18 protein-coding genes and 1 pseudogene are annotated in these 15764 nt (G+C 68.9%); 3 read left to right on the top strand and 16 right to left on the bottom strand.

The genetic code is table 11. From position 1 onward, the window contains the following. Positions 1 to 100 precede the first annotated feature (100 nt). The 13 genes from rpsQ to ACFYYF_RS06160 form a co-directional block, all read right to left on the bottom strand. The gene (gene rpsQ / locus ACFYYF_RS06220; protein ID WP_181863401.1) at positions 101 to 385 is read right to left on the bottom strand and encodes a 30S ribosomal protein S17; all 285 of its coding nucleotides are present in this window, start codon (positions 383 to 385) and stop codon (positions 101 to 103) included. Next, positions 385 to 609 carry a 50S ribosomal protein L29 gene (rpmC, locus tag ACFYYF_RS06215; protein WP_003998824.1) on the bottom strand — a complete coding sequence of 75 codons (225 nt, stop codon included), beginning with the start codon at positions 607 to 609 and terminating at the stop codon, positions 385 to 387. The genes rpsQ and rpmC overlap by 1 nt, the downstream gene beginning before the upstream one ends. Continuing rightward, positions 609 to 1028: a 50S ribosomal protein L16 gene (rplP, locus tag ACFYYF_RS06210; RefSeq protein WP_007443989.1), complete on the bottom strand. Its 420-nt coding sequence runs from the start codon at positions 1026 to 1028 to the stop codon at positions 609 to 611. Before rplP ends, rpmC begins: the two co-directional genes overlap by 1 nt. Positions 1029 to 1033: 5 nt before the next feature. Then, on the bottom strand, positions 1034 to 1864 hold the full coding sequence (rpsC, locus tag ACFYYF_RS06205) for a 30S ribosomal protein S3 (RefSeq protein ID WP_037747976.1): 831 nt from the start codon (positions 1862 to 1864) through the stop codon (positions 1034 to 1036). Next, positions 1864 to 2211: a 50S ribosomal protein L22 gene (rplV, locus tag ACFYYF_RS06200; RefSeq protein WP_003974262.1), complete on the bottom strand. Its 348-nt coding sequence runs from the start codon at positions 2209 to 2211 to the stop codon at positions 1864 to 1866. The genes rpsC and rplV overlap by 1 nt, the downstream gene beginning before the upstream one ends. Positions 2212 to 2253: 42 nt before the next feature. Continuing rightward, a complete protein-coding gene (rpsS, locus tag ACFYYF_RS06195) occupies positions 2254 to 2535 on the bottom strand; it encodes a 30S ribosomal protein S19 (RefSeq protein ID WP_015035577.1) in 282 nt (93 codons plus the stop codon). A 12-nt stretch (positions 2536 to 2547) separates the two neighbouring features. Next, positions 2548 to 3384, bottom strand: a complete 837-nt coding sequence (gene rplB / locus ACFYYF_RS06190; protein WP_020132633.1) for a 50S ribosomal protein L2 — start codon at positions 3382 to 3384, stop codon at positions 2548 to 2550. A gap of 39 nt (positions 3385 to 3423) precedes the next feature. Further along, positions 3424 to 3840, bottom strand: coding sequence for a 50S ribosomal protein L23 (gene rplW, locus ACFYYF_RS06185; protein WP_037626998.1), 417 nt, complete (start codon positions 3838 to 3840; stop codon positions 3424 to 3426). After that, positions 3840 to 4496, bottom strand: a complete 657-nt coding sequence (gene rplD, locus ACFYYF_RS06180; protein WP_103549183.1) for a 50S ribosomal protein L4 — start codon at positions 4494 to 4496, stop codon at positions 3840 to 3842. Before rplD ends, rplW begins: the two co-directional genes overlap by 1 nt. A gap of 5 nt (positions 4497 to 4501) precedes the next feature. After that, positions 4502 to 5146 (bottom strand): 50S ribosomal protein L3, encoded by a 645-nt coding sequence (rplC, locus tag ACFYYF_RS06175; protein ID WP_020135811.1) that lies wholly within the window; start codon positions 5144 to 5146, stop codon positions 4502 to 4504. Positions 5147 to 5163: 17 nt separating this feature from the next. Beyond that, complete coding sequence (gene rpsJ, locus ACFYYF_RS06170; protein WP_003948644.1) at positions 5164 to 5472, bottom strand: 30S ribosomal protein S10; 309 nt, start codon at positions 5470 to 5472, stop codon at positions 5164 to 5166. Positions 5473 to 5958: 486 nt separating this feature from the next. Then, positions 5959 to 6399, bottom strand: coding sequence for a hypothetical protein (locus ACFYYF_RS06165; RefSeq protein WP_388771987.1), 441 nt, complete (start codon positions 6397 to 6399; stop codon positions 5959 to 5961). A 107-nt stretch (positions 6400 to 6506) separates the two neighbouring features. Continuing rightward, the gene (locus tag ACFYYF_RS06160; protein ID WP_388771985.1) at positions 6507 to 11006 is read right to left on the bottom strand and encodes a DUF6531 domain-containing protein; all 4500 of its coding nucleotides are present in this window, start codon (positions 11004 to 11006) and stop codon (positions 6507 to 6509) included. A gap of 204 nt (positions 11007 to 11210) precedes the next feature. On the opposite strand from ACFYYF_RS06160, the gene ACFYYF_RS06155 reads away from it, so the two are divergent. Further along, a complete protein-coding gene (locus ACFYYF_RS06155) occupies positions 11211 to 12239 on the top strand; it encodes a hypothetical protein (RefSeq protein ID WP_388771982.1) in 1029 nt (342 codons plus the stop codon). A gap of 18 nt (positions 12240 to 12257) precedes the next feature. Here the strand turns inward: ACFYYF_RS06155 and ACFYYF_RS06150 are convergent, their stop codons facing one another. From ACFYYF_RS06150 to ACFYYF_RS06140, 3 genes are read right to left on the bottom strand one after another with little or no spacing between them, the layout of a single operon-like run. Then, complete coding sequence (locus ACFYYF_RS06150; RefSeq protein ID WP_388771980.1) at positions 12258 to 12863, bottom strand: hypothetical protein; 606 nt, start codon at positions 12861 to 12863, stop codon at positions 12258 to 12260. A gap of 41 nt (positions 12864 to 12904) precedes the next feature. Next, a complete protein-coding gene (locus tag ACFYYF_RS06145; RefSeq protein ID WP_388771977.1) occupies positions 12905 to 13105 on the bottom strand; it encodes a DUF397 domain-containing protein in 201 nt (66 codons plus the stop codon). 5 nt (positions 13106 to 13110) lie between these two features. Further along, entirely contained in the window at positions 13111 to 13959 is an 849-nt protein-coding gene (locus tag ACFYYF_RS06140) for a helix-turn-helix domain-containing protein (RefSeq protein ID WP_388771974.1), read from the bottom strand. A 139-nt stretch (positions 13960 to 14098) separates the two neighbouring features. Between ACFYYF_RS06140 and ACFYYF_RS06135 the strand changes: the two genes are divergently transcribed. Both ACFYYF_RS06135 and ACFYYF_RS06130 read left to right on the top strand, forming a co-directional pair. Continuing rightward, positions 14099 to 14836, top strand: coding sequence for an ATP-binding protein (locus ACFYYF_RS06135; protein WP_388771972.1), 738 nt, complete (start codon positions 14099 to 14101; stop codon positions 14834 to 14836). Then, positions 14826 to 15743: pseudogene (locus ACFYYF_RS06130) on the top strand (helix-turn-helix domain-containing protein); the annotation flags it as partial. The gene ACFYYF_RS06135 and the pseudogene ACFYYF_RS06130, both read left to right, overlap by 11 nt. Positions 15744 to 15764: the final 21 nt, after the last annotated feature.

Genomic DNA, 15764 nt, shown 5'->3' with positions numbered 1-15764 from the left:
GTCTATCTCCTGATTGTCTGCCGGTTCCCGGGGCGGGGCCGTCTAGGACGGCCCCGCCCCGAGCCTGGCGGAACGAACCTGAGGGAAACCCCTCAGGTAATTACTTGGCCTTCTCGAGGATCTCGACGATGCGCCAGCGCTTCGTCGAGGACAGCGGCCGGGTCTCCATGAGGAGGACGCGGTCGCCGACGCCGGCGGCGTTCTGCTCGTCGTGGGCCTTGAGCTTGCTCGTACGGCGGATGACCTTGCCGTACAGGGCGTGCTTCACGCGGTCCTCGACGGCGACGACGACGGTCTTGTCCATCTTGTCGCTGACGACCAGACCCTCACGGGTCTTGCGGAAGCCGCGCTCGGTCTTCTGCTCAGTCACGTTGCTCTCGCTCATCAGGCGCTCTCCACCGTCTCGATGCCCAGCTCGCGCTCACGCATCAGGGTGTAGATCCGCGCGATGTCCTTGCGGACGGCCTTCAGCCGACCGTGGTTCTCGAGCTGACCGGTCGCCGCCTGGAAGCGGAGGTTGAACAGCTCTTCCTTGGCTTCGCGGAGCTTCGCGAGAAGCTCCTCGTCACCCAGTTCGCGCAGCTCGGACGCCTTGGTACCGGCCGACATCACGCTTCACCTGCCTCGCGCTTGACGATCCGGCACTTCATCGGCAGCTTGTGGGCTGCGCGAGTGAGGGCCTCACGGGCGATCTTCTCGTTGGGGTAGGACAGTTCGAACATGACCCGGCCCGGGTGCACGTTCGCGATCCACCACTCCGGGGAACCCTTACCGGAACCCATGCGGGTCTCGGCAGGCTTCTTCGTGAGCGGGCGGTCCGGGTAGATGTTGATCCAGACCTTGCCGCCACGCTTGATGTGGCGGGTCATCGCGATACGAGCCGCCTCGATCTGGCGGTTGGTCACGTACGCCGGCGTGAGGGCCTGAATGCCGTACTCGCCGAACGCAACCGTCGTACCGCCCTTGGCCATACCGCGGCGCTTCGGGTGGTGCTGCTTGCGGTGCTTGACCCTACGGGGGATCAGCATGTCGGTCAGGCCTCCGTTCCGGTGCTCTCAGCCGGAGCGGCGGCGGGAGCCTCGGCCTTGGGGGCCTCGGCAGCCGGAGCCTGCTGCGGCTTACGACCGCGACCGCCACGCTCGCCACCGCGGCCACCACGGCCGGCCGGGCGGTCAGCGCCGCCACGGGCCGGGCGGTTGCCGGCACGGGCAGCGGCGTTCTCGGCGCGGACCTCGGCGATGTTCTTGACGTCGCCCTTGTAGATCCAGACCTTCACACCGATGCGGCCGAAGGTCGTCTTGGCCTCGAAGAAGCCGTAGTCGACGTTCGCGCGGAGCGTGTGCAGGGGCACACGGCCCTCGCGGTAGAACTCCGAGCGGGACATCTCGGCGCCGCCGAGGCGGCCACCGCACTGGATCTTGATGCCCTTGGCGCCCGCCTTCATCGCCGACTGCATGCTCTTACGCATGGCGCGACGGAAGGAGACGCGGGAGGACAGCTGCTCGGCAACGGCCTGGGCCACGAGCTGAGCATCCGTCTCGGGGTTCTTGACCTCGAGGATGTTCAGCTGGACCTGCTTGCCCGTGAGCTTCTCGAGGTCGCCGCGGATGCGGTCGGCCTCGGCGCCACGGCGGCCGATGACGATGCCGGGACGCGCGGTGTGGATGTCCACCCGCACGCGGTCACGGGTGCGCTCGATCTCAACCTTCGAGATGCCGGCGCGCTCCATGCCGGACGTCATCATCCGACGGATGGCGACGTCTTCCTTGACGTAGTCCTTGTACAGCTTGTCGGCGTACCAGCGGGACTTGAAGTCCGTGGTGATGCCGAGCCGGAACCCATGCGGGTTAACCTTCTGGCCCATTACCGGGTTCCTTCCTTGCTGCTGACGACCACGGTGATGTGGCTGGTCCGCTTGCGGATCCGGTAGGCACGGCCCTGGGCGCGCGGACGGAACCGCTTCAGGGTCGGACCCTCGTCGACGTACGCCTCGGAGATGAAGAGGCTGTCGGCGTCGGTGTGGTCGTAGTTGTGCGCGGCGTTGGCAATGGCGCTGTCAAGCACCTTGCCGACCGGCACGCTCGCGGCCTGCGGGGCGAAACGCAGGACCGCCTGAGCCTCCGTGGCATCCATGCCACGGATAAGGTCCACCACTCGGCGGGCCTTCATGGGCGTAACGCGGATGTACCGCGCCTGGGCCCTGGCTTCCATGGTTGTCCTTCCAGTGTCTGTCATGGTCATTCCACCCCGCTACTAGCGGCGCTTCGACTTCCGGTCGTCCTTGACGTGACCCCGGAAGGTGCGCGTCGGCGAGAACTCGCCGAGCTTGTGGCCGACCATCGACTCGGTGACAAACACCGGAATGTGGGTCTTGCCGTTGTGCACCGCGATCGTGTGGCCGAGCATGGCCGGGATGATCATCGAGCGACGGGACCAGGTCTTGATGACGTTCTTGGTACCGGCTTCGTTCTGAGCGTCCACCTTCTTTACGAGGTGTCCGTCGACGAAGGGTCCCTTCTTGAGACTGCGCGGCATCTAAACCCGCTCCTAGCGCTTCTTGTTCGTCTTGCGGCGGCGGACGATGTACTTGTTCGAAGCCTTCTTCGGCGAACGAGTACGACCCTCCTTCTGACCCCACGGCGAGACCGGGTGGCGACCACCGGAGGTCTTGCCCTCACCACCACCGTGCGGGTGGTCAACCGGGTTCATCGCCACACCGCGGACGGTCGGGCGAACGCCCAGCCAGCGCTTACGGCCGGCCTTACCCCAGTTGATGTTGCTCTGCTCGGCGTTGCCGACCTCGCCGACCGTGGCGCGGCAGCGCTGGTCGACCAGGCGGATCTCACCCGAAGGCATGCGGAGGTGGGCCATGGTGCCCTCCTTCGCGAGCAGCTGCACCGAGGCACCCGCGGAGCGAGCGAACTTGGCACCGCCACCGGGACGGATCTCGATCGCGTGGATCGTGGTACCGACCGGGATGTTGCGGAGCGCCAGGTTGTTGCCCGGCTTGATGTCGGCCCCGGGACCGTTCTCGACGCGGTCACCCTGCGACAGGTTGCGGGGGGCGAGGATGTAGCGCTTCTCGCCGTCCGCGTAGTGAAGCAGCGCGATGCGCGCGGTGCGGTTGGGGTCGTACTCGATGTGCGCGACCTTCGCCGGCACGCCGTCCTTGTCGTGACGACGGAAGTCGATCACGCGGTAGGCGCGCTTGTGTCCGCCACCCTGGTGGCGAACGGTCACACGACCGGCGTTGTTACGGCCGCCCTTGCTGTGCAGCGGGCGGACCAGCGACTTCTCCGGCGTGGACCGCGTGACCTCGACGAAGTCGGCGACGCTGGAGCCACGACGGCCCGGCGTAGTCGGCTTGTACTTGCGGATTCCCATTTCTCAGTCCTCGTCCGATATTCGGACCAGGGCGCTCCGTTAGGAGGCCTGGCCGAAGATGTCGATACGGTCGCCCTCAGCGAGGGTCACGATCGCGCGCTTGCTGTCAGCACGCTTGCCGAAGCCCGTCTTGGTCCGCTTGCGCTTGCCCTGACGGTTGATCGTGTTGACCCCGGTGACCTTGACCGAGAAGACCGCCTGGACGGCCTGCTTGATCTGGGTCTTGTTGGCCCGCGGGTCCACGACGAAGGTGTACTTGCCCTCGTCGAGCAGCGCGTAGCTCTTCTCCGAGACGACCGGCTTGAGGAGGACGTCACGGGGGTCCGTGAAGCTCTTGCTCAGCGGGGTCTCGACGGTGTTCTTGCCCTCGGCCTCGTGGCGCTTCGCCTTGGCGACGCGCGCGGCCTTGGCGGCCTTGGCCGCCTTGGAGGCAATGCTCGGGTGACGCGTAGCCATCAGGCTTCGCTCCCTTCGGTGTCAGCGGCCTGGGGGCCAGACACGAAGGACTCGAAAGCGGCCTGGGTGAAGACCACGTCGTCCGAGACGAGAACGTCGTACGTGTTCAGCTGGCCCGGCTCCAGGATGTGGACCTGGGGCAGGTTGCGCGCGGAGAGCAGCGCGGCCTCGTCGGAGCGCTCGATGACCAGGAGCACGTTCTTGCGCTCGCTGACCTTGCCGAGGAAGCTCTTGGCGGCCTTGGTGGAGGGGGTCTCGCCCTCGATCACGCCGGTGATGACGTGGATGCGAGCGTTGCGGGCCCGGTCGGTGAGGGCGTGGCGCAGGGCCGCGGCCTTCATCTTCTTCGGGGTCCGCTGCGAGTAGTCACGCGGGGTGGGGCCGTGGACGACGCCACCGCCGGCGAACTGCGGCGCACGGGTCGAACCCTGGCGCGCGCGGCCGGTGCCCTTCTGGCGGTAAGGCTTCTTACCGCCACCGCGGACCTCGCCACGACGCTTGACCTTGTGCGTGCCCTGACGGGCGGCGGCCAGCTGCGCGACGACGACCTGGTGAAGCAGCGGAATGCTGATCTTCTCGACGTCGAAGATCTCGGCCGGGAGCTCGACGGTCCCGGCGTTGTCGCCGGAGGGCGACAGAATGTCAATGGTGGTCATAGTCCTCAGGCCCCCTTGGCCGCGGTGCGGACCAGGACGAGGCCGCCGTTCGGACCAGGAACCGCGCCCTTGATGAGGAGCAGGCCCTTCTCCGCGTCAACGGCGTGAACGGTCAGGTTCTGGGTGGTGACCCGCTCGTTGCCCATGCGACCCGCCATGCGGAGGCCCTTGAACACACGGCCCGGGGTGGCACAGCCACCGATGGAGCCGGGGGAGCGGTGCTTGCGCTGGGTGCCGTGTCCGGCGCCGAGGCCCTTGAAGTTGTGACGCTTCATGACACCGGCGAAGCCCTTGCCCTTGCTCTTGCCGGTCACGTCCACCTTGATGCCGGCCTCGAACACCTCAGCGGTGATCTCCTGGCCGAGGGTGTACTCGCTGGCGTCAGCGGTACGGATCTCGACGAGGTGGCGGCGGGGAGTGACGTCGGCCTTCGCGAAGTGGCCCTTGAGGGGCTTGTTCACCTTGCGCGGGTCGATCTCGCCGAACGCGATCTGGACGGACTCGTAGCCGTCGACGTCGTTCGTACGAACCTGGGTCACGACGTTCGGGCCGGCCTTGACGACGGTGACCGGAACAACACGGTTGTTCTCGTCCCACACCTGCGTCATGCCGAGCTTCTCGCCGAGGATGCCCTTGATCTGCTTAGCCATTCTCAGATCACCGATCCCTAGAGCTTGATCTCGATGTCGACACCGGCCGGAAGGTCGAGTCGCATCAGAGAGTCAACGGTCTTGGGCGTGGGGTCGAGGATGTCGATGAGGCGCTTGTGCGTGCGCATCTCGAAGTGCTCGCGAGAGTCCTTGTACTTGTGCGGCGACTTGATGACGCAGTACACGTTCTTCTCAGTGGGCAGCGGCACCGGGCCCGCGACCGACGCACCAGTGCGGGTCACCGTCTCGACGATCTTCTTCGCCGAGGAGTCGATGACCTCGTGGTCGTAGGCCTTGAGCCGGATGCGGATCTTCTGTCCCGCCATGGCTACTCAGTAGTCCTTTGTCTCGGAAAACGCTCTGGCACTCGGGGGTTCGCGTCCTGTGTCTCCGACCCACGCGGTCGGGTGTGTCGCGCTCCTGGCGACAGAGATATCCGTCAAGGATTTCCCTGCCAGGGACGCGGCTCCGCCCGAAAGCAACCGCGAGACCGGGGGCTGAACACCCACCGGGCACCTGGTCGGCACCCCGCTGACACTTCCCGGAAGATTCCCGTACGTCCGCCCCAGCGCTGCCTCTCGACAGATTGGGCGACGAGTACTGTGGGACTCGCTTCCAGTCCTCCCGGCGGGAGGCGCGCAGCATCGGCACTCGACCGAGCAACCCCGTTAGTCTGCCATACCGGACGCCCCCCTGGCCAATCGAGCCGAGGATCGTACCCCTAAGGTGACGCAGATCAAACCCGGCTCGGCCGGAACCTGAAAGTCCCGGAAAAGGACGCGCACCCACGGGGTCCTTTGCCCGCCGACGGGTCAATCCCACGGATCACGCAGTGGCCTGCGCATCCACCACTGCGGGAGTTCCGCCTCGGGACGCTCCTTCGTCGGACGCACCCAGGCGCGCAGGGATCGTTCCGGATCCGGAACGCTCGCGGCCGCGAAGCGTTCGTCCAACCGCGCCAGCAGTTGCCCCAGCGCTCCCTCCCGGGCCTCCGCGGGCATCCCGAGCATCAACTGCTCAAGCGAGTCACGGGAGTCGAGGTCGTTCTCGTAGGCGCTGATGGGATAGAAGTCCTCGCTCGACCAGCCGGGCTCCATCCGGCGCACCACACGCTCCCAGGAAGCGAACCGATCGGCGACCGAGTAGACGGGAGTCGTGATCCTCTCCCGCAGCGCCGGTGCGACCCGGGACCGCTCCACCTCAAGACGCTCCGCGTCGCACCGGGCGACGGCTTCCAGGACCTCTGCCGGCAATCCCGCCCACACGGTCCTCGTGTCCGGCGCGGATCGGAACACGTCGCGCGGTTCCCGCTTCCTGCCCCGTCGCGCCGGGGTGGGCCCCTCTGCCCGCGTCAACGCCATCACTCCTTCAGTTGCTTCAGGAAGTACTCATAGCCGTCATCGGGCTGCATGAAGGTCCCGTTGTCGCCTTCCCGGATCAGCATCGTTCCCGTCGCATCGTCCCACCAGGCGAAACGAGGATTGCCCGACGTGGTGCTTCGCATACGGATACCTGGGGAGTTGGTCATCAGATCCTCCAAGTGCTCCGGCACGTCCAGGTCGTCGACGCCCGGAATCCCTCGGTTCTTGATGTCTCCGTGCGCCGCGATCTTGTCGGCGAGCATCGGCAGATTCCCTGCCTGACTCGCGGGGTCCGGCTTGCCGATCTCGTAGAGCCCGAGCGGGTCGGCCATGAGAAGGGGATCGAGGACGTAGAGGAAGGGATTCGGAGCGGGCCCCAGACCGAGCGGATCGGGGCTGACGTAACCCGCCGTCTCCGGGTCGTAGTAGCGGTGCACGTTGTAGTGCAGACCGGTCTCGGAGTCGTAGTACTGCCCAGGAGACCGAAGCGGCGTATAGGCGCGGCCTCCGCTCTTCCAGGCGGTGACACCCCACAGCGTGCTCCGCGCCTGCCAGGCGACGCTGCCGTCCTCACCGACGAGTTCGGTGGGAGCACCCACCAGATCGGCGACGATGGCGAAGAACCGTGAGTCGATCTCTTCGTGCGAGGCCGTGAGGATGCGTTCGGTCTGGGCGATGGGGCGCAGCCCGTCGTACTCCCAGGACAGGGCCACGGGCCGGGTGCCTTCAGCGTCGGTCGTGACCTGCTCGCAGAGAGTGGCTCCGTCCCAGGTGAAACGGGTCTCCTCCACCACGCCGGTTCCCCCGACGGCCAGACGCTGCTTGGCGATGCGGCGTCCCATCGGGTCGTAGCGGTATCGCCAGCACGTCCCGTCGGGGGTGCGCACGGAGGTGAGCCGGTCTTCCGCGTCCCACGTGTAGGCCCAGGTCTCCGGCTTGCGTGAGAGGCGCGTGCGGTGCCGACGGATCAACCGCCCTTGGTCGTCGTACCGATAACGGGTGGCTCCCGCCCCGACGATCCGGCCGCCCCCGTGGGCGCGAGGGCCCACCGCCGCCCGGCCGGGGTGCCGACTCGGCCAGGCGGCATCCGTCTGGGCTCCGTTCTCGTCGTACGCGTAGGTCTCCAGCCAGTCCTCCGCGCGTACGGCGGTGGTACGACCGGCGGCATCCAGCTCGAAGCCCCGGCTCTCCCCGTCGAGGCCGTCGATGCCGATCAGATGCCCGTCGGCGCGGTAGTGGTAGGAGCGGTCGCTCACGGTGCGCCCGTCGCCGGTGGCAACGGCCTGCGTCGTGACCCTGCCGAGTCGGTCGTACCCGCGGCTCAGCGACAGAGCGTCGTCCACGCCGACGGAAAGCAGTCGCCGTGCGTCGTCGTAGCGGAAGTCGAGCGTGCGTCCCGCGGTACTGACCCGGGCGACCTCGCCACGGCCGTCGTACGTCTTCGCGCTGGTCACACCTGTGGGGGTGGTGCGGCTCAGCGTCCGCCCCGCCGCATCGTGCGTGAAGGCGGTGGTCCGGCCGTTGACGGTCTCCGAAAGGAGGCGTCCCTCGGGGTCTCGCCGGAGGACCACCGTGGCGTCCGGTCCCACGGCCTCACGGAGCCGGCCGTTCAGGTCGTAGGTGTACGTACTCACGGCACCGTCCGCATCCTTGACGGTCATGCGACCGAAGGTGTCCCTGGTGATGCGGACCGTCTGCCCGAGCGCGTTCGTGCGCAGGACGACCTGGCCCTTGGCATCCCGGCCGTAGCGCTTGGACCGCCCGTCGAAATCCGTCTCCGAGGCGAGTCGCCCCGCAACGTCGTACTCGTACGTCCAGTGACGGCCGTCAGGGCGGCCCACCTTGGTCAGCCGCAGGGAGGGGTCGTACGCGAAGGTGTGGCGGACGCCGTCGGGCCCGGTCCGTGCCGCGAGCTGATTGAAGTGGCCGTACTCGAAGCGTGTGACAGCTCCGATGGCGTCGGTGTGGCTGACCCGGTTCCCCTCGGCGTCGTACGTCCACACCTCCGTCTGCCCGTCCGCGTCGGTGCGCCGCCTCAGTTCGCCGTCCGCGCCCCACTCCATGGAGGTCATGTGGCTCAGAGGGTCCGTGACCGTCGCCACGCGGCCGAAGGCGTCGTGTGCGTAGCGGGTGACACCGCCCAGGGGATCGGTGACGTGTTCGGCCAGGCCCGCCGGGTTGCACCGCACCCGGGTGAGGCCCCCTGCCGGATCGGTCACCGAGGACAGGTGTCCGGCGTCGTCGTAGGTGTAACGCGTGGTCGCTCCACCGGGCTTGACGACCGTGACGCAGTTGCCGCGGGCGTCGTACTCCCGACGCAGCACCTGGCCGTCCGGGCGGACGGTGGTGACCAGGCAGCCCCGGGTGTCGTACGCGAGACGCACGGGTGCACCGTCCGGGCGCCTGACCTCGAGGAGTCGGCCGAGGTCGTCGTAGCTCCTGGTCGTGGTGTGGCCCAGCTCGTCCGTCCAGGAGGTCGGCCGATGGTGCTCGTCCCATGACGTGCGGGTCGTGCCGCCGAGCGGATCGATCTCGGCGACGACCTGGCACCTGTCGTTGACGACGAACCGGCTGACAGCGCCCTCCGCCGTGGTGACGGTGGTGATCCGGGCATCGGGCCACGCGGCGTCGGTGCCGTCGTAGTCCAGGCTGAGGCTGAGGTGCCCCGCCTCCCCTCCTTCCGCCACGCATCGGTCCGCCGTGTCGTACGCGTACGAGTAGCCGCGGCCATTGCGATCGGTCCACGACGTGATGCGGTGCCGCTCGTCATAGGTGAACCGCATCGGATGGCCCGTGGCGTTGACGACGGTGGTGAGGCAGCCGTCGGTGTAGCCGTAAGAGCGCAGGAGGAGGCTCGAACCGTCCTCGCCCGCGCCCGCGAGGTGAAGAGCCGCGACCCGACCGTCAGTGACGGTGACCTCGATTCGGTAGCCACCGGAGTGCCGGATCGCGAGCGGGGTCCCGTCGGGGGCGTGATCGAAATCGATCGTTTCACCGTTGCGGTTGGACATGCGCTTCAGGAGAGCGATGCCGTCGACCGGAACGTCGAACTCACGCGTGATGCCGGTGATCGGGTCATCGACGTGGTAGCGGCCATCACCGAGACGGGTCAGGGGGAAACGCGGGCCTGCCTCGGGAAGGACCGATCGCTGCGGCTCTGCGGGATGGGCATAGCTGAGGAGCAATCCGTCCTCGGTGACCAGTACGACGCCGGCTCCGTCGACCTCCAGGCGCTGGTCGACCGTGGAGGCCCAGGTACTACCGAACCACCAGCCCGTCCGGTAGTCGGACGCGGCCCTGCGCGTGAAGACGAGGGGCAGGCTGCCGGGCAGACTGACGTCGGTCTCCGGGAAGTACATGGCTCCGGTGGCCATGTCCACGGGGTCGCTGCCCTTGGAGCGGACCGCGTTCTTGAGCCGGTTGTACGCGCCCTTCGCACCGTCCGCGAGCATGCCGCGGGCGTTCTTGCCCAGCCCCCGCGCCGCCAGGCTCATCCCCTTCAGCCCGCCCTTGAGCCCCTTCATCGCCGCGAGGCCGCCCTTGAGTCCCTTGGCGAGTCCGCCGAGGGTGGTGAGCCCCTTCATCCCGGGGATGCAGTCCAGCGCGGCGAAGCCCACATCCCAGAGAGACGCCTGGCCCTTCGCGTATTTGTTGAGCGTGTCGGCGAGGACGACGAGTGCCGCGATCAGCACGATCGCGCCGAGGATCGGCCCCCCGATGATCATCGCCACGATCCCGAGCACGGCCACCACGACCTTGCACACCGTGACGATGGTGTCCCAGTTGTCGGAGAACCAGTCCCCGACCTCCTCCCACCACTTCCGGTTACGGATCCCCGCGTCCGACGCCTCGTCGATCTTCGACTTCGCGTCCCGCGCCGCCTCCTCCCGCATCTTGCGGGCATCCGCGGCCATCTTCTTCGCCGCGTCCAGCGCACTGTTCGCATCCGTCACGTCCGACCGGGCGCTGGTCTGCGCCGACTTGGCATGCTGCGCATCCCGCGTCGCGGCACGGACCTTCGCCTCGTCCGGCTTCTCCGCGTCCTTGCTGCCCGTCGGATCGTCCTTGTACTTGTCCGCCTCCTTGCCGGCCCGCGTCACCCACGAATCAGCCGACGCGAGCCGGGACTTGGCCGAACTGAGGTCGGCCTGAGCCTCCCGCCCCTTCACCAGCGCCTTGTCCGCCAGCGCCTGCGCCCGCTCCAACTTCGGCCAGTAGTCCCCGAGCGCACCCCCCGCCATCTCGTACGACTTCTTCAGCTTCTTCAACTGCTTCGGCACACCCGAGAACTCGGCCTGGAACGCCTCCGCCGACTTCCCCGCCCACGCCAGGACCGCGTCCTCGCCCGCCATCCCCTTGATCAACCGCAACGCGTCCGACACGTCATCCGCGAAATCCAGCAGATCCTTCGACAGCTTCCGCACCCGGTCCGGATCACCCGGCGTCGGATCCCGCTCCAGATCCAGCACATGCCAGTCACCCGGCCGATTCCCCGCCACGCCGCAACCCCCGTCACGTCGGTCCCGTCAACACCCGTACGCACAAGCGAACTTACAGGGAACACTCATGCGGTACGGCGATCACCGCGGCGCGGGGCACGTGTGCGCCACCGGTCTCCAGTCTCTTGCGCCGCCGGCGCGCCGAGCCCGGAATCGGTTCATCCACCCGCGGCGCGGCCGCCGTTGGGCCCGTAGCCTCTCCCCATGGCTCGGACCACTCCCCCACGGCCCCTCGACATCACCGCCCCGTTTCCCGAACTCGCGGCGCTGGCCCGCAGCGCCGTCCGGCTGCATCCGCGGCCGGACTCTCCGACGGCCGGGGACAGTTCGGTCGGCGGCCCCCTTCTGTGGCCCGCCGGCGAGCCGTGGCCCACGTGCCCGGACCACGACGCGCCCACGCACCGCGGTGTGGCGCCCGACGACGTACGGCAGCGGCGGCGCATCCTCGCCGACGCCTGGACCCGGCCCCGCGCGGAGGGCGCGGACCTGCTCACCCCCGACGAGCGGGAGATCGTCGACCGCGCGGTCGACGAGCGGCCCCTCCCTCAGGACGGACCGGTCCCCCTCATACCCGTACTCCAGGTCTACGCGGCCGACGTCCCCGCGCTGCCCCGCCCGGCCGGCACCGATCTGCTCCAGGTGCTGTGGTGCCCGTTCGACCACGACGAGGACTACATGCCCGCGTCGGAGCTGTACTGGCGGGCCTCCGCCGACGTCACCGACCCGCTCGTCGTGGCGCCCGGGCCCTCGGTGATCGGCAACAGCGACTACCTGCCGGAACCCTGTCTGCTCCACCCCGAGACCGTCACCGAGTACCCGGCCCCGCACGAGCTGCCCGAGGAGCTGGCGGACCGGATCCACGCGTGGGAGGAGGAGCAGGACCCGGGCGACGAGGGCGACGAGGAGGAGGACGTCGAAGTCGTCGACTACCAGTACGACCTCAGTGTCGCCCCCGGCTGCAAGCTCGGCGGCCACGCGCCCTGGAGCTTCAGCGACCCGTTCCCGATGTCGTGCCCCGAGTGCGGCTCGGACGTCCGCCCGCTGGTCACCGTCGACGGCGCCGAATGGGACGGCAACACGAGCTGGCGTCCCCTGGAGGACGCCGACTACGACGGCCTGCACTTCCTCGGCCCCGCCTGCGCCACCCAGCTCACCATCGGCCGGAGCTACAACATGCAGATCTACGTGTGCGAGGCGTCGTACGACCATCCGCACGTGCAGAACATGCAGTAGCCAGCCTCCGGGCGAACCTCAGACCGGCGCGAGCAACCGCTCCAGTTCCGCGTCGTACGCCCTGTATCCCGCCTTGCCGGACCCCGGAGCACCGGAGTCCGGGCGCAGGGTGTCCGGCAGACGGGCCACGCGCCACATCCGGAACACGCCGTCCGGGGCGCTGCGCCCGGCGTGGCCCACGAGCTCACAGGCGATACGGATGACCCCTGCGGCCAGGTCCCCACCCTCCTCGGCGTCCACTCCGGCCGCGATCCCGGCGGTCACCAAGGCATCCACCAGGTTGACCAGTTGGAGGTCCGCGCCCATCCGGCACATCCGGCGCACCACCGACGGATCCGCCAGATACGCGAGGTCGTCCGCCGACTCCGGGTCCCAGGCGATGCCCGCCGACCAGAGCAGCATGAACGGCGTCTCGACCGGGTGCTCGCGCAGGTACCCCAGCTCGTCCGAGATGGCCATGACCGTGTCGTCGAACCGGCCGAGCGTCCGGACCGCCGCCATGATCCGGGCGATGTCCTCGCCCCTGGGCGCCAGGAAGGCCCCCACCGACGCCTCCGCCAGGTCCCAGGTACCGGTGCCGTTCACCGCGCCGATCTCGACGACTCCGCCCAAGGCAGCGAACACGGTACGGGCGTAGCTCTGCGGGTGGATGGCCGCTCCCCCGGTCAACCGCGAGCGGCGAACCCGACGAACGCGGTCCAGGCGGCGGGGGCCATCACCAGACGGGGGCCGGCCGGGTTCTTGGAGTCGCGGACGTGGATCGCGGTGGGGGTGGGGGCCATCTCGACGCAGTCGTTTCCGTTGCTGCTGTCGCTGTAGCTGCTCTTGAACCAGAGAAGATCCAAGGAGATCTCGGCGGAGGTCATGTGGATCACGTTTCTCCCAGCGCTTGCTCAATGAAGGCCATGGACTCCCCCGGCGTAAGCGCCTGGGCCCGGATGATGCCGTACCGCAGTTCCAGAACCCGGATGTGCCGTGGGTCTGAGACCGGTCGCCCGGCGAACTCATCATCCGTGCGGCCGACGGCCGTACCGTCTCCGAACTTCAGGACCCGGATGCGCCCACCCGTACCCGGATGATCGGCGCGACTGGTCGGCATCACCTGGAGCTCCACGAACGGCAACCTGGCCACCTCCAGCATGTGTTCGAGCTGTCGGCGCAGCACCATTGTGCCTCCGACCGGGCGGCGCAGGGTCACCTCTTCCTGGACAAAGCTGAGTTCGGGAGCCGGCGACCGCTCGAAGACGGACTTGCGGGCCACCCTCGCGGCAACCATGCGCTCCAACTCGTCCAGCGAATAGGCCGGCCTCCAGGTACCGAGCAACGCGCGGGCGTACTCCGGCGTCTGCAACAACCCATGGATGTTGTGGTTGCTGTACAGCAGAAGCTCGACGGCCCGTTCCTCCAGCATCTTCAGCTCGCGCACCTTCTTCGGGTACCGGGCCTTCTCCATGTCCTCCTTGAAGGCCCGGAGACGCCCGCCGGCGTTCAACACGTCGTCCGCACGGTCCAGGAAGTCCACCCGGGGAATCCGCGCCCCGCGTTCGACCTTCCGGACCAGGTCCTCCCCGTAGCCGATCGCCCGCCCGAACTCGACCACCCGCATCCCGGCCGCCTCCCGCCAGAGCCTGACCTGGCGGCCGGTCGCCTCGACGACCGGGGCGACCTCGTCCTCGGGGCTGACGTCCCACCCCGGCTCGTCCGCGCTCTCGCTGCTCACACCCACCCACCTCCAACGCCCACCGTTCCCGTACGACACCCGGGACAGCCGGGACAGATCGGGACAGCGACCGGACAAAGCCCGTACACACCGACGTCATCGCAGCTCACGGTAGGCGGAGTCGGACACGCTGAGTGACGTGAATCAGGAAACCGCCGGGCCGGAGGCCCAACGCGTCGAACCCGTCCGCAACTTCAGCGTGCTGCTGTCCCCCACGCCACGCGGTGCCCGCCTGGGGAGGCTGCTGGCCACCGAACAACTCCGCTCCTGGGGCTTGCCCTTGAGCCCGGCGGACCAGATCGTCGCGGAGCTCGCGAACAACGCGGCGACGCACGGCCGCGTGCGGGGAAGGGACTTCCGCCTCACGCTGTACGTCGTCGGCGACACCCTTCGCATCGAGGTGACGGACACCGTCGGTGACCGGCTCCCCCGGCTCGGCCCGGCGGAACCCGGCGCCGGGTCGGGCCGCGGCCTGCTCCTCGTGGACGCGTTCGCGGACCGCTGGGGCGTGACGCCGGGGCCCGTCCCGCGCAAGACCGTCTGGGCCGAACTGAGGCTCCGGAAACCGGAGCACGAGGGGCCGTGCTCCGGTGCTGCCTGCGGTCTTTTCCAAGCACCATCGGGGAGAAAGAACCCCCAGCCAAGCCCCACCCCTCCCGCCCGCGGAGCGGTCTCACCCCCTCGGGTGAACATGCCCAACACGACTGGATTTGGGAGGGTTTGCGTGCCCTACGCTCAGCGCGACAGATCACGACCACGGGCATCCTCGAACATCGACGGACCCGCGGCAGAAAATGCGACGGCCCCCGCCGGGACTGCAATCCCAGTGCGAGGGCCTGACCACCGAGGAAGTAAAGGGCTTCCCGATGGACACTGAAAACCCTAGCGCGCCCACGCGGCGCCAGTCCCGCATCCCGGGCAAAAACCACCCTCACAGGCGCCCCCGTTCCGGGGTCGTGCACGACAACACCCGCCACACCGAACGCTTCACGGTGATCGGCAACCACCTCACCCAGCACCCGGAGCTGTCCGGACTCGCCATCGGGCTCGGCGCCCACATCCAGTCCCTGCCCGCCGGCGCCCCCGTCGACATCAAGACCCTCGCCGCCCGCTTCCCGGAGGGCGCCACCCGGATCGCCGCCGCCCTGCGCGAGCTGGAGACCCACGGCTATCTGCGCCGCACCCGCGAACGCACGCCCGACGGCCGGATCGTCACCCGCACGGTGTCCTGCAACCAGCCGGACCGCCACGGCACGGCGGACACCGGCGCCACCTCCGGCCCGCCCACCCGACGCCCGTCGTCGCCCACCCGACGCCCGGCCCCGCCCGACCGGGACCCGGCCCCGCCGGCCCGCCGCCGCGCCCCGGCCGAGCGCCCACCTCGCAAGGCACTCCCGGCCGTCCCGAAGCCCTCGCACACCTCCCCTGCCCTGGTGCGGGCGGCCGTCGATCTCCTCGGCGGCCTGCGCCGTACGGACCCCCGGCTCCTGCTCTCCGCCACCGACGCCGAACACCTCGCCCCGGGTGTCGTCGCCTGGCTGGAGCGCGACCTCACCCCCACCGCCGTACGCCACGCCCTGACCAGGGACCTGCCCCCCGAGAACCTGCACCGCCCTGCCGCCCTCCTGGCCCACCGCCTCACCGCCCACCTGCCGCCCCCGCCGCCCTTCCGCACACCCGCGTCCCCCGGAGCCGCCTCCGTCCGGCACCCCTTGCAGAACTGCGACGACTGCGACCGCGCCTTCCGGGGACCGGAGCCGGGCATCTGCGGAAGCTGCCGGACCGCCAGGGCCCCGGACAGCGCG

It is taken from the genome of Streptomyces sp. NPDC001914 (assembly GCF_042891215.1).
Taxonomy (GTDB): Bacteria; Actinomycetota; Actinomycetes; order Streptomycetales; family Streptomycetaceae; genus Streptomyces.
The sequence above is the reverse complement of the archived record's forward strand: the minus strand, read 5'-3'. Positions and strand labels throughout refer to the sequence as shown.